General features: G+C 69.2%; 11 protein-coding genes and 1 tRNA gene. 6 read left to right on the top strand and 6 right to left on the bottom strand.

Features of this window, described 5'->3' with window-relative positions:
* Positions 1–29: 29 nt before the first annotated feature.
* The 4 genes from ACOEQ2_RS02130 to ACOEQ2_RS02115 form a co-directional block, all read right to left on the bottom strand.
* On the bottom strand, positions 30–935 hold the full coding sequence (locus ACOEQ2_RS02130; RefSeq protein WP_419729750.1) for a GGDEF domain-containing protein: 906 nt from the start codon (positions 933–935) through the stop codon (positions 30–32).
* A 239-nt stretch (positions 936–1174) separates the two neighbouring features.
* Positions 1175–2752 carry a hypothetical protein gene (locus ACOEQ2_RS02125; RefSeq protein WP_419729749.1) on the bottom strand — a complete coding sequence of 526 codons (1578 nt, stop codon included), beginning with the start codon at positions 2750–2752 and terminating at the stop codon, positions 1175–1177.
* Between the two features lie 25 nt (positions 2753–2777).
* Positions 2778–4775 carry a hypothetical protein gene (locus tag ACOEQ2_RS02120; RefSeq protein WP_419729748.1) on the bottom strand — a complete coding sequence of 666 codons (1998 nt, stop codon included), beginning with the start codon at positions 4773–4775 and terminating at the stop codon, positions 2778–2780.
* A gap of 2 nt (positions 4776–4777) precedes the next feature.
* Complete coding sequence (locus tag ACOEQ2_RS02115) at positions 4778–5458, bottom strand: ATP-dependent Clp protease proteolytic subunit (protein WP_419729747.1); 681 nt, start codon at positions 5456–5458, stop codon at positions 4778–4780.
* 264 nt (positions 5459–5722) lie between these two features.
* On the opposite strand from ACOEQ2_RS02115, the gene ACOEQ2_RS02110 reads away from it, so the two are divergent.
* The 6 genes from ACOEQ2_RS02110 (at position 5723) to ACOEQ2_RS02085 (ending at position 12466) form a co-directional block, all read left to right on the top strand.
* Positions 5723–6805 (top strand): OmpA family protein, encoded by a 1083-nt coding sequence (locus ACOEQ2_RS02110; RefSeq protein ID WP_419729746.1) that lies wholly within the window; start codon positions 5723–5725, stop codon positions 6803–6805.
* 43 nt (positions 6806–6848) lie between these two features.
* Positions 6849–8102, top strand: a complete 1254-nt coding sequence (locus ACOEQ2_RS02105; protein WP_419729745.1) for an LL-diaminopimelate aminotransferase — start codon at positions 6849–6851, stop codon at positions 8100–8102.
* On the top strand, positions 8102–9424 hold the full coding sequence (locus ACOEQ2_RS02100) for a homoserine dehydrogenase (protein WP_419729744.1): 1323 nt from the start codon (positions 8102–8104) through the stop codon (positions 9422–9424). Before ACOEQ2_RS02105 ends, ACOEQ2_RS02100 begins: the two co-directional genes overlap by 1 nt.
* A gap of 50 nt (positions 9425–9474) precedes the next feature.
* On the top strand, positions 9475–10467 hold the full coding sequence (gene glpX, locus ACOEQ2_RS02095) for a class II fructose-bisphosphatase (protein ID WP_419729743.1): 993 nt from the start codon (positions 9475–9477) through the stop codon (positions 10465–10467).
* 10 nt (positions 10468–10477) lie between these two features.
* Positions 10478–12301, top strand: a complete 1824-nt coding sequence (gene recJ, locus ACOEQ2_RS02090; protein WP_419729742.1) for a single-stranded-DNA-specific exonuclease RecJ — start codon at positions 10478–10480, stop codon at positions 12299–12301.
* A gap of 89 nt (positions 12302–12390) precedes the next feature.
* Positions 12391–12466 (top strand) — tRNA-Glu (locus ACOEQ2_RS02085).
* 571 nt (positions 12467–13037) lie between these two features.
* Here the strand turns inward: ACOEQ2_RS02085 and ACOEQ2_RS02080 are convergent.
* Both ACOEQ2_RS02080 and ACOEQ2_RS02075 read right to left on the bottom strand, forming a co-directional pair.
* A complete protein-coding gene (locus ACOEQ2_RS02080) occupies positions 13038–13214 on the bottom strand; it encodes a hypothetical protein (protein WP_419729741.1) in 177 nt (58 codons plus the stop codon).
* Between the two features lie 21 nt (positions 13215–13235).
* On the bottom strand, positions 13236–13724 hold the full coding sequence (locus ACOEQ2_RS02075; protein ID WP_419729740.1) for a glutathione S-transferase N-terminal domain-containing protein: 489 nt from the start codon (positions 13722–13724) through the stop codon (positions 13236–13238).
* Positions 13725–13830: the final 106 nt, after the last annotated feature.

The following is a 13830-nucleotide window of genomic DNA, read 5'->3' as shown; positions in this document are numbered from 1 at the left end:
CTCCGGACCCGCCGGTGGGGATGAACCGGTCAGTGCCGGGCGTGCTCCGGATCAGGCGCCACGACCAGGCGATTCCGGCCATCCGCCTTGGCACGATACATGGCCCGATCCGCCCGGCCGATCAGGGCGTTCGGCGACTCGCCGAAGTGCCATTCCGCCACGCCGACGGAGCAGGTCATCGGCGCCGGCGTCGCCGCACGCAGGCGCTCCATGCAGCGGATAGCAGCAGCCGACGGAGTGTCAGGCATGACGACGACGAACTCCTCGCCGCCGTAGCGGGCGAGCAGGTCCTCCGAGCGCAGGGACGCGCGCCATCCGTTGACCGCCCTCTTCAGGTAGATGTCGGCATTCTGGTGGCCGAACTCGTCGTTGTATTGTTTGAAGTGGTCGAAATCGATCATCGCCAGACTGAGACCGCGACCGCGACGCTGCGCACCGGCGATGGTTGCCGTCAGCATCCGGTCCAGCGACCTGCGGTTATCGAGCCCGGTCAGGAAATCCGTCAGAGCCGTCTGTTCCAGAAGCTTCACGACGTTTGCGTATTGTTCCTGGCTCTGTTTCTGTTCCGTGAGATCGCGCACGATTTTTCCGAAACCGCAATGGAGTCCGTTATCGTCGTGGATCGAGGTGATCGTGACATGTGCCCAGAAACGGGATCCGCCCTTGCGGACCCGCCAACCCTCTTCCTCATGCCGGCCTACCGAGAGAGCGGTTGTCAGTTCGCGTTCCGGATGACCGATCAGTTGCGATTCCGGCGTGTAGAATTCGCGGAAATTCCTGCCGATGATTTCGATCGAGTCATAGAACTTCATTGCCTTGGCGCCATCGTTCCATCCCACGACGGTGCCGTCCCGATCCAGCAACACGAAAGCATAGCCCTTGACGGTGTCCACGAGCTGCCGCCAGGCTGCATCGCCAGCCAGGAAGTCGTTCATTTCGAATTGACCGGCCTTCAGGGACTTGGTGCTAATCACGTGGTAGAAATAGCACCGCGGCCTGCGCGCCACAACCTTGACAGACCCGCTTCCGGTTCGGGAGACCTTGCACAAAGATGCTGAGCTGAAACCGATCTTCCAGCACTGACGCATACTGTTTCGGTATCGTCCCATGCGTACTCAAGGACTTCACGTTACCGTGTCGACCCAATCACTTTTCCGGGTTCGAAACGTTAACATCAGTGCGCCAGCCGACAGATTTGCAGGCCGTCCTGCTCGAGGTTGGTGCGCACCGGCCAGCACGGCCCGTCGCGGTGCAGCGCGTAGAACCGGAGTGCGAACGCGGCGGGACCACCAGCTGCGGGCACCTCGAGGCCGAAGAGCGGTCCCGCGTGCTGGCGCACGGCCTGCTCGATACGGCGTTCCAGCACGCTGTCCTGGCCGGGATGCACCAGGTTGTTGTCGACGCCGACGAAGCGGACCGTGCGCGGGGCGAAGGCTGCGACATAGGCCATCGGGTCCGGGGTCAGCAGCAGCACCATCGCATCCGGCGGCAGCGGCGGCAGCTGCACCGACGCGGCGGTCATGGACGCAGGAGCGCGGCCCCAGTCGGGATAGATCGTGAGCGACGCGGAGCCGAGCAGCAGAACCGCCATGACGGCCGGCGGGACGATCGGCGCCCAGGTTCGCCGGATGTGGCGGAGCGGCTGCAGCGCCTCCAGCACCACCAGGCCGGACAGCAGCTCGATCGGCGCCAGGTAGCGCAGGACGCCGAACTGCGCCTCCCAGATCAGGAACCCTGCCGACAGGAACACCAGCAGGACGCCGCCGCGACGGTCGCCGATCGGGCGGGCGCTGCGCAGGAAGGCGATCAGGCCGCAGCAGATCATCGCCAGGAATGCCAAAGCGAGGCGGGGGTCTCGGACCAGCAGCTCGCTGCTCAGCCGGCTCGGCGCGAGGCTCCAGAAGAACGGGTAGAACAGCGCCTGCAGTTCGCTGCGGGGCAGGAAACGGTCGTCGGTCAGGGCAGCCTGGGGGTAGAGCGGCGAGCGGAACAGCTGGTTCTCGTACGGGAACAGCGGGCTGCCGGTCAGGCGGGCGAGGTGCCACCACCACGGGCCGCCGATCAGCAGCGCGCCCAGGCCGATACCGGCGGCGACACTGGCCACGCGTCCGAACCGGCGCGGAAGCGGCCCGACCCCGCACGACAGCACTGCCATCACGGCCGCCAGGGCCAGGCCCGCAAGGGTCGGCTTGAGCGCGCACCCGACGCCGAAGCCGATCCCGGCGCAGAGATCCAGCAGCGCGCGGTGGTGCCAGGGTGCGCCGGCCGGGCGTCCGACGAGCAGCAACGCAAGGCCCGCGAGGGCGAAGCAGGCGGCCGGCATCTCGCTCATGCTGGTGCCGGTGGTGGGCAGGCCGGCCGCACCGGTGGCGCCGAACAGGACCGCCAGCATCAGCGACACCCGCGCGTACGGCATGTCGGCGGGCTGGATCAGGCGGCCGATGCACCAGGCGAGCATCACCGCGATGGCGCTCGGGAGGGCCAGCAGGGCGTCCAGCAGACGCGGCCAGTGGTTGAGCCGGAAGCGCAGCCAGAGCGGCGGCAGGTCGAGCATCGGCGGGTGGAAGGTCTGGCGCTGCGCCGGCACCAGGTCGAGGAAGCCCGGCTTATGGAAGGCCGCGAAGGCGTCGTACAGGTGGTAGTTGCGCAGGTCCCAGCTGGCGTCGGGGCCGAGCCAGACCGACAGCAGCAGCATCGCGGCGCCAAGCAGGCCCGGGAGCAGAAACGCCGCGAGATCGATCCGTCGTGTCACGTCACACCGCGTGTCTGCAGGGAGCTCAGGGTTTCAGCATCAACGTGGTGATCTCGAAAGAGCGGTCGCGCGTATCGGCGTCGAGCTGGTGCACGACGGACACGCCGGCATCGAGCGAGAGTGCCACGTCGAGCGGGGTGCGTGCGGCGGTGGCCGGGCAGTGCAGCGGGATCTCGATGCGGTGGCGGCCGGCGCCCTCGATCGACACATCCTGGTCGATGCAGGGCGGGGCGCTCACGTGCAACCGGCGCATCGGCGTTCCAGGCGGGAACAGCTCAGACCAGAACGCGGCGTCGAGCAGCAGCCGGGTCTGGCCGGCGCGGGCGAGGCGGATGGTGCTGTGGCGCCGCACCCAGGCCCAGCCACCGCCCGGAGGATACCAGCCGATGGTGTGGGGGATTTCGTTGCCGCCGTCGAAGCCGGTGGTGAGGGCGGCGGAGTCGCGCATCGGCAGCGTCGGGTCGACCGAGCGGATGCGGTAGAGGCCGATATCGGGCGTGCGCAGCAGCGGGTCGAGGCGGGTGGTCATGAACACCTCGCGCAACGGCGGCTGGCCGAGATTGATCGCGGAATCGTCGACCAGGAAGTAGGCGTCCGGCAGGGCGTTGATGCGGGCCGGGCTCCAGCGGTCGAAGTTCATCACGGTGCGGTCGGAGAACAGCGCCAGCACCGGCGCCTGCCACCAGCCGACACCGAAGATCACGGCATCCTGGGGCAGGGCGCGCAGGCGGGCGACGGCCTCGGTGATGGCGTGCCGGCGCAGTGCCACGTCGGTCGGCGGGAACGGGTGCGCGCCGAAGATCAGCATGCGGGCACCGACCAGGCAGGTGATCGTCAGCATCAGCGGGGCGGCCAGACGGCCGGGCGCCCGGGTCCGGGACGGGTGCAGGGACGCGGCGATCAGGCCGGCGATCAGGCAGGTCTGCAGCAGCAGCCCGGGCAGGATCCGGCGCAGCCAGGCCATGCCGGTGGGGGTGATGGCGAGCCACCAGGCGAAATACAGCAGCGTGCAGGCGAGCAGCGTCGCCAGCAGCAGGCGTTGTGGCGGGCCGGACCGGTGGCGGACGAGGTGCCACGCGCCCAGGCCCCACGGCAGCACGAGCCACAGCACGAGGGCGGCGGGCGGCACTCCGACCATGACGGCGAGCAGGTGCAGATGCAGCAGGAGCGTCGCCAGCAGCACCATCGGGTCGAGCGCCGCGTCGGCGCCGGATTGCTGTGACACCTGGCCGAGCTGCAGCTGCCACCACAGGTGCCAGGCGGCGATGCTGCCGAGCGACACGAGGCGGAACAGCTCCCAGCCGAGCACCGCTGCAAGGAAGCCGCCCACGAGCAGGGCCGGATCGATCAGGCGCCGCGCCGGGTTGTCGCCGGATCGCCGGGTCGCCAGCAGCAGGGCGCAGATCGCAAGGGCCGGTGCCACGCAGAGCAGGGCAATGGTCTTGGTCAGGACGGCCAGCCCGAACAGCAGTCCGGCGAGCGGTGGCACGGCCCGCGTGGGCGCGGGCGCGCGCAGGCAGGCGCTTGCGGCCACCAGTGCGGCGAGCAGCCAGGCCAGCATCGGGAGCTCGCCATAGCCGTCCAGGCCGTAATCGGCGACACCCGGCATCAGCAGGCAGGCGATTGCGGTCGTGGCGGCGAGCCAGAGTGGTGCGTCCAGCCGGCGCATCAGGACCAGCACGGCGAGGCCGAAGCCGACCAGGTAGAGCAGGCTCACCAGTTGCGAGGTGAACAGGGTGATGCCGAACAGGCGGAAGATCAGCACGGCCGGAAGTACGAAAGGGCCGTCGGTCTGCGCCGGGAAGGCGAAGAAGCTGTCGTAGCGGAAGCCGTAGCCGTGACCCTCGGCGACGCTGCGGGCGACGTTCAGGTTCATAGCACCGTCGAAGGACGGGTAGGCGGTGGCGGCGTAGCGTGCGTAGGAGCCGAATACGACGGCGAGGCCGGCCAGTGCCACGGCCGACAGCGCAAACGAAACGGGCCAGGACTTGCGTCCCGGCCCGCTCTCGTTGGCAGGCGCCAAGGTCAGATCTCGGTGATGGAGCTCACGACCTTGGTGACCAGACCGTAGGCGATCGCCTCGTCGGCACCCATCCAGTAGTTGCGGTCGGTGTCCTTTGCGACCTTCTCGTAGGTCTGGCCGCACTCGCGCGCGAACAGCCGGTTGAGACGCTCGCGCATCTTGATGATCTCGCGCGCCTCGATGTCGATGTCGGTCGCAGGCCCGCGGACGCCGCCCATCGGCTGGTGCAGCAGGAAGCGCGTATTGGGCAGGCAGAAGCGACGGTCCCTGTGGCCGGCAGCGAAGATCAGCGCGCCGGCACTGGCGACCCAGCCGGTGCCGATCAGGCGCACCTGCGCCACCGCATCCACGAAGCGGATCATGTCGTGGATGGTGTCGCCGCTCTCGACGTGGCCGCCGGGCGAGTTGACGTACACGTCGATCGGCTTGTCCGAGGCGCCGGCGAGTGCCAGCAGCCGGCCGGTGACGTCGCGCGCCACCTTGTCGTTGATCGCGCCGAAGATCAGCACCTTGCGCTGGTCGAACAGTCGCTTCTCGAGCTCGTTGATCGGCGACGAGAGGGTCTTGTTGTCGCCCGGCTCCTTGGGCTCCGGACCGTTCGGCTCCGGAACGTCGGGGCCATCGGGGTCCTCGGGGTCTTCGTCATCCATCCGGATAAGGTTGTTCGGCGGCATGCCGGTCATCAGGCTCTCCCTCGATCCGGTGTTCGGGATCAGTGTCGTCCATCCTGCAACCGGGCCGCCAGGATGCCAAGGCGGCGGCGCAGGCAATGGCGTGTCGCCTGCATGTAGGGTGCGGCGGTCCAGGGTGAAGGGCCCCAGGCGCGCGCCGGCCCAAGCTGCTGCTTCTCCCGCGGGTGCGGTGCGGCTAACAGTGGGGACGGCGGCCGTCGGAGCATGGTCCGGCGCGGGCGGCTGTTTGGGTGGATGCGGATGGGCAAGGCGGGAATGGTGCGGACGCGGAACCACGGGCGGCGGGTAGCGGACCAGCTGGCGTGCCGGCTCTTGTGCGGCGTGGCGCTGGGGCTCGTCGGCGGTTGCGCGCACCAGGACCCGGTCGATACGCCGCTGAACTGGTGGCATCAGCTCGAGGGCGGCGCCATCGCCCAGCAGCGGCCACCGCCGCCGGGAGTCGACGACCCGTATCCGAAGATCGGCACCACACCGGCGGCCGCCCCCCAGGTGGCGTCGATGGACCTGCGCAAGTCGGTCACCGCGGGCCTGGTCGAGCAGCGCAATCTTTCGGCGCGGCTGAATGCGCACGATCCGCTGCCGCCGCCAGTGGCTGTCGCCACGCCCGGCAAGGCTGCATCCGGGGCGGCGCCAGGGCCGGCTCCGGCGGGTGGGGTTCCAGGTGCTCCGGCGGCTGCGGCTGCGGCCAATCCGGCACTGTCCTCGGCGACACTGGATGCCGCGGAGGCGCCACCGCCGCCCGCAACGCCTGTCACGGCCACAGGCCCGGCCTCCGGTGCGACGAAGGGTGGAAAATCCGGACACGGCAGGACCGACGTGCTGGCCGATCCCTCGCAGGCCGACGAGCCGGAGCTGGCGATGCCGGACCTGGCGCCACCACCCGCCACCGGCCCGGGGAGTGTCACCGCCGAGGCCGATGCGAACGCGCCCACGCCGCAGATCCCGGGCGCTCCGCCGCCGCCGCCGTCGCTGCCGGGAATGGGGCTGGCACCACTGCCGCCGGTCGCCTATGCGGCGCCGGCGCGGCCGACGTACCAGCTGGCCACGGTTCCGGGGGAAGCGCTGGTGTTCGCCGCCGGCACCGACGTGCTCAGTCCCGGCCAGGGTGCCACGCTGCGGTCGGTGGCCACGCGCCGGGGCGCCGGCAGCGTGTATGTTCATGGCTTCGGCGATGCCGCGTCCGACGCGCCGCACGACCAGGCGCAGGCGCTCACGCTGGCAGCTTTGCGGGCCCGCGCGGTGGCCGACGCGCTGGAAAAGGACGGCGTGCCGGCGAGTGCGATCCGGATGCGTGCGGATGCATTCGGTCGCGGCGCGGTTGCGGGTCTGGTAGAGTGAGCGTCTGTTGCAACCCCGTATCGAGTAGCGCGAAGAGCCTGCCATGACCGAAGAATTCCACCGCATCCGCCGCCTGCCGCCGTACGTGTTCGCCGAGGTCAACAAGGCGAAGGCGCAGGCGCGGAGCGAGGGCGCGGACATCATCGATCTCGGCATGGGCAATCCGGACAGCCCGACGCCGCCGCATATCGTGGCAAAGCTCGTGGAGACCGTCGCGGATCCGCGTTCGCACCGGTACTCGGTCAGCAAGGGCATTCCCGGATTGCGCCGGGCGCTCGCCGGCTATTACGCGCGGCGCTTCGACGTGAAGCTGGATCCGGAAACCGAGGTGGTGGCGACGCTCGGTTCCAAGGAGGGGCTGGCCAACCTGTCCGCGGCGATCACCAGCCCGGGCGACACCATCCTGGTGCCGAACCCGTCGTACCCGATCCACCAGTTCGGCTTCATCATCGCGGGCGCGTCGGTGCGCTCGATCCCGGCGAAGCCGGACGAGGACATGCTGCGGGCGCTGGAGCGCGCGGTGCGGCATTCGGTGCCGAAGCCGACCGCGCTGATCGTCAACTTCCCGTCGAACCCGACCGCGTATCTCGCGGATCTGGATTTCTACAAGGAGCTGGTGGCGTTCGCGCGCCGTGAGGAGATCTGGATCCTTTCCGACCTGGCCTATGCGGAAATCTATTTCGGTGACCTGGTGCCGCCCTCGATCCTGCAGGTGCCGGGCGCCAAGGACGTGGCGGTCGAGTTCACCTCGATGTCCAAGACGTACTCGATGGCGGGCTGGCGGATGGGGTTCGCCGCCGGCAATCCGCGGCTGATCAACGCGCTGACGCGGATCAAGTCGTATCTCGATTACGGCGCCTTCACGCCGATCCAGGTGGCGTCGGTGGCAGCGCTGAACGGTCCGCAGGATTGCGTGGCGGAGATGCGGGCGCTCTACAAGGAACGCCGCGACGTGCTGATCCGCGGGCTGTCGGCGGCGGGCTGGGACGTGCCGTCGCCGGAGGGCTCGATGTTCGCCTGGGCGCCGATTCCGGAACGATTCGCCCACCTCGGCAGCGTCGGGTTCTCCAAGCTGCTGCTGGCCGAGGCGGGCGTTGCGGTGGCGCCGGGACTCGGGTTCGGCGAGCATGGCGAGGGCTTCGTACGCATCGGACTGGTCGAGAACACCCAGCGGCTGCGCCAGGCGACGCGCAACATCCGGTCGTTCCTGATGGCGCATAATGGCGGGCCTGCCGTGGGCGAGGCCGTGGAACGGAACCGGCCCGATGTCGCGGCCGTGCATCTGGAACGTGCCTGATGCCACACCCGCTTTCAGGTTTGGCACCTCTCCGGATCGGGATCGCCGGGCTCGGCACCGTCGGCGGCGGCACGCTCAGGCTGCTGCAGGCCAATGCGGAGCTGATCGCCACCCGCGCCGGGCGGCCGATGCTGGTGACGGCGGTTTCTGCGCGTGACCGGCAGCGGGCGCGTGGGCTCGATGTGTCGGATCTGCGCTGGCACGACGACCCGATGGGCCTGGCCGACGATCCGGATGTGGATGTGGTTGTCGAGCTGATCGGCGGCTCGGAGGGTCCGGCGCGCAGGCTGGTCGAGACGGCGTTGTCGCGTGGCCGGCCGGTGGTGACCGCCAACAAGGCGCTGATCGCGGTGCATGGCGCGAGCCTGGCATCGGCCGCCGAACGGGCAGGGGTTGCGCTGGCGTTCGAGGCGGCGGTGGCCGGCGGGATTCCGGTGATCAAGGCGCTGCGGGAGGGCCTGGCCGCCGACCGGCTGGTGCGGATCGGCGGCATCCTGAACGGCACCTGCAACTACATCCTGACCCAGATGCGCGAGACCGGCCGCAGCTTTGCCGCCGTTCTGGAGGAGGCGCAGGCGCTGGGTTACGCCGAGGCGGATCCCTCGACCGACGTCGACGGCATCGACACCGCGCACAAGCTGGCGATCCTGGCGGCACTGGCGTTTGGCCGGCCGGTGGATTTCGACAGCGTGCATGTCGAGGGCATCCGCGGCGTCGGTGCTGCCGACATCGCGTTCGCCACCGAGCTCGGCTACCGCATCAAGCTGCTGGGCATCGCGCGGCGCACCGGGGAGGGCGTCGAGACCCGGGTGCATCCGTGCCTGGTGCCGCATTCGGCGCCGATCGCGCGCGTCGAGGGGGTGTTCAACGCGGTGGTGGCGGAGGGCGAGTTCGTCGGCCGGCTGATGCTGGAGGGCAGGGGCGCCGGCGCCGGTCCGACCGCGACGGCAGTGGTGGCGGACCTGATCGATATCGCCCGCGGCAGCCTGGTGCCGGCCTGGGGTGCGAGCTCGGGGTCGCTGTCGACGCTGACCTCGGTGCCGATGTCGGCCTGTCGCGGCTCGTACTACCTGCGGCTGGAGGTGCGCGACCGGCCCGGCGTGATCGCCGAGATCACCGCGGTGCTGCGCGATTGCGGTGTGTCGCTGAAGAGCATGCTGCAGCACGGCCAGGCGGCCGGCGCCGGTCCGGACGAGAGCGTGCCGATCGTGCTGGTCACGCATGAAACCCGGGAACAGGCGATGCAGGAGGTGGTGCAGTGCATTGCCGGGCTCGACGTTGTCGTCGCAGGTCCTACCATGATCCGAATCGAGGCCGGCTGACCCCGCTCCCGCTGGCGTCCGCCGTTCCGACAACAAAGGTCTTCGCCGCCATGCAATCGCCCGCTCCGGACATCCGCTCTCCGAACGACCGCAACCTGGCGCTGGAGCTGGTCCGGGTGACCGAGGCCGCGGCCCTGGCAGCCTCGCGCTGGAGTGGCCGCGGCCAGAAGAACGAAGCCGACGGCGCCGCTGTCGAGGCGATGCGCACGGCGTTCGACACGGTCGCGATCGACGGCACCGTGGTGATCGGCGAAGGCGAGATGGACGAGGCGCCGATGCTCTATATCGGCGAGAAGGTGGGGTCCGGCGGGCCTGAGATGGACATCGCCGTCGACCCGCTCGAGGGCACCATCCTGACGGCCAAGAACATGCCGAACGCGCTGACCGTGGTGGCGCTGGCCGAGCGCGGTAATTTCCTGCACGCGCCGGACATCTACATGGACAAGCTGGCGGTGGGACCCGGGCTGCCCGAGGGCGTGGTCGGTCTCGACAGCAGCATCGCCGTCAATCTGCGCAACCTGGCGAAGGCGAAGCGCTGCGACATCAGCGACCTGACGCTGTGCACGCTCGATCGCGACCGCCACGAGGAGCTGATCGCACTGACCCGCGAGGCCGGCGCGCGGGTGATGCTGATTTCCGACGGCGACGTCGCGGGGGTGATCGCGGCCTGCATGCCGGGGAGCGGGGTCGATATTTTCGCGGGCTCGGGCGGTGCGCCGGAGGGTGTGCTGGCGGCGGCGGCGATGCGCTGCACCGGCGGCCAGATGCAGGCGCGGCTGCTGTTCGACGACGAGGCGCAGGTGCAGCGCGCCCAGGAGATGCAGGAGGGCGATCCGCGGCGGCTGCTGTCGCTCGAGGATATCGCGCGCGGCGACGTGCTGTTCTCCGCCACCGGCGTCACCACCGGAGCCTTGCTGCGCGGCATACTGCGCACCGGCATCCATGCGGTGACGCACTCGATCGTCATGCGCAGCAAGTCGGGCACGGTGCGGTTCATCGAGGGTCACCACAACTTCGCGCGCAAGACCTGGAGTACCAGCTGAGCGCCTGACGATGCCTGACGGACTGCTTCTTGCGGGCATGGCGCCGGACGCGGTGCTGGGCGTGACCGCCAGCATCGGCGGGCGGCGTTGGGTCTGGCGCAACGGCGGCGGTGCCGCAGCCGATGACCACGAGCGCATGGGCTTTGCGCTGTCGCAAAGGCTGGCCCTGCCGGAGATGGTCGGCCGGCTGCTGGCGGCGCGCGGCGTGGCGATCGAGACCGCGCCGCATTTCCTCGAGCCGACGCTGCGGGCGCTGCTGCCGGACCCCTCCTGCATGATCGACATGGACCAGGCGGCTGCGCGGCTGGCGCGGGCGGTCGAGCAGTCCGAAACGGTGGGCGTGTTCGGCGATTACGACGTCGATGGCGCCTGTGCGGCTGCGTTGCTGACCACGCTGCTGCGTGGCCTCGGCTGCCCGGTGTACACCCACATCCCGGACCGCATGCGCGAGGGATACGGACCTAACCCCGCGGCACTGGCAGGCCTGGTGGAGCGCGGCACCACGCTGATCGTGTGCGTCGATTGCGGCACCGCGGCTCCGGAGGCGCTGGCGCATGTGGCGGCCGATGCGGACGTGGTGGTGCTGGATCACCACAAGTCGGACGGGCCACCGCCGCCGATCCTGGCCACGGTCAATCCGAACCGGCTGGATTGCGGATCCGGCCTGCGACACCTGTGCGCGACGGCGATCGCCTTCCTGACCGGGATCGCGCTGGTCCGGCACCTGCGCCGCGACGGCTATTTCGCCGGCGGCAAGGAGCCCGACCTGATCGCGCTGCTCGACCTGGTGGCGCTGGCGACGGTCTGTGACGTGATGCCGCTGACCGGGCTGAACCGGGCGCTGGTGGCGCAGGGGCTCAAGGTGATGGCGCGTCGGGCGCGTCCGGGCATCCAGGCGCTGCTCGAGGTGGCGTCCGCCAAGGACCTGCCGAGCGCCTTCACCTGCGGCTTCGCACTGGGCCCGCGGATCAATGCCGGCGGGCGGATCAGCGAGGCGGATCTGGGCTTGCGGCTGCTGCTGTCGGACGATCCGGTGGAGGCAAGGCAGCTGGCCGAGCGGCTCGATGCGGTGAACCGGCAGCGTCGCACGGTCGAGAGCACGATCCTCGACCAGGCGATGGCGCAGGGCGAGGCGCAGCTGGCGGCGGGCCATGCGGTGCTGTTGCTGGCGCATGGCGACTGGCATCCGGGCGTGGTCGGCATCGTCGCTGGGCGGATGAAGGAGCGCTTCAACCGGCCGGCGCTGGTGGCAGCGACGCTCGAGGACGGGACGGTGAAGGGCTCAGGGCGCTCCGTCGAGGGGCTGGATCTGGGTGCGGCGATCATTGCCGCCCGGCAGTCGGGTCTGCTGCTGACCGGCGGCGGGCATGCGATGGCGGCGGGCTTCTCCTTGCAGGCAGACCGGCTCGAGGCGTTGCACGCGTTCCTCGACGAGCGGCTCGGTGAGGCCAGGGCGCGGCCGGCGGCATCGGCGCTGGCGATCGACGGGGTGATGACGGTGGCGGCGGCGACGGTCGAGCTCGCGGGCCACCTCGATCGGCTGGCGCCGTTCGGCTCGGGCAACGAGGAGCCGCTGTTCGTGCTGAGCCGAGCACGGGTATTGCGGGCCGAGCGCATCGGGGCCGAGGGCAACACGCTGCGGCTGCTGCTCGAGGGCGAGGGTGGCGGGGTGCGGCTGAAGGCACTGCTGTTCCGCGCCAACGAGAGCAGCCTCACGAGCCTGCTGGAAGCACCGGGCGTGGCGCCGGTGCATCTGGCCGGCTGGCTGCGGGCGGAGGCGTGGAACGGCCGGACCACCGCCGGCTTCTTCATCCAGGACGCGGCGCTGGCCTAGGTTGGGGTGTTTGGCCGGGGCTGCCTTGACCCTGCCCGGACGCTCGGCTACGCAGGCGCCCACGGCACCGCGCGCCGCTCAGCTGGCCAGTCCTGTTCGTCTAGGGGCCTAGGACACCGCCCTTTCACGGCGGTAACACGGGTTCGAATCCCGTACGGGACGCCAGCTAAATTCTTCGCTCACTGAGTATGCTTTTACAGGCTGCTTATACGGTCCCTTGAGGCTGCCACTGGCACTCGTGCTGTGGCACACGCGGAGCGCGTCGCCCCCTGCTCATCCATCCCGCGGGGCCTTGGATCAGCACCCGGCAGGCGCCACCGCGGCTGACACCGCGACAGGCGCAGCACGCGCTGCTTCCGACCGCAACCCACCAGTGGCTCCACGTCCATATCTAACGAAAGGTAGCCCGGACCGGACGCGCCTTCGAGAGGCCGGTCAGGGGTGGGTTTCAACAGCGGTAAGAGCGCTATAGGTACAGCCAGTGAGTAAGGCTCCACTGATGATTGCCCTGCCAGAGTTAATCCGAGAAACCAGAATGGTGCCGTCACTCGTCGTCAGGCTGTGACAGTAAGCTTGCCGGCGGACCGGGTCAGCCTTGGCTATAGCCGGCGTGGCCGGTAACCCGGCGACCGCGACGTTGCCGACAATAGCGACGGGGAGGTTCCGGCGAGAGGCGTCGACTGTAGCGTGCGTGTCGAACATGGTCCTGTTCTCGCGCGCTTCTATGGGTCGGAGTTCAGAAGCCCAGACGCCGCAGGTCCTCGGGCTCGAAATTCTGTCCGCTACGGTGCTTGACGCTGGGGAGCTCGGAGACCTTCGAGCGCCACTCTGCCAGGGCCTCATACTCTCCCGGAATGGCGATGCCTGCCGCGTCGGCAAACATCAGGCCTGCGAAGAGGGTGATGTCGGCCATGGAAAAGCTGTCGCCAGCGACTTAGGCGTTGCCTTTCAGGACGCCGTCGAAATATCTCAGGCCATCGAGAGCCTTGTCGCGCTGCTGGTTGCCCCAGGCGGTACGGTCGGTCCACTCCGGATTCTTGTAAACCTGCAGGATAGGTCCGAGCCCGGGCGTCGCGTTGTGGAAGTAGTTGCCGACAGCGTCGAGCACCTCGGCCTCGGCACGCCGCTGCATCATGTGGATCATTGCCTTCTCGCGCGGCGTCTTGCCGGTGAGGCTCGGGTTGCCATCGAGGTTGTCGAGATACTCGGTGATGGCCGTGCTCTCGGACAGATAGGTGCCGTCATCGATTTGCAGGACCGGCAACACGCCCGACGGGTTCTTGGCCAGGAAGGCGCTCTGTTTATGCTCGGCGCCGATCAGGTCGACCGACACGAACTCCATCTGCGCGTCGAGCTTCTTCTCGGCGAGGACGATGCGGATACGAGCGGGATTGGGAAATCCGGAACGATCGTAGATCTTCATGACGACTGATTTTCCTGCCGCGGCCCAGGTTGGTCCGGTGGAGGAACAGTTAGGCTTCGACACTCCGAGCGAGAACGCGGTATTCTTTCACAGCCCTTGTGAGAAA

Origin of the sequence: Lichenicola sp., from assembly GCF_965198575.1 — a bacterium.
Taxonomy (GTDB): Bacteria; Pseudomonadota; Alphaproteobacteria; order Acetobacterales; family Acetobacteraceae; genus Lichenicola.
Note: the sequence above shows the minus strand (reverse complement) of the source record. Positions and strands in the feature narration are given on the sequence as shown.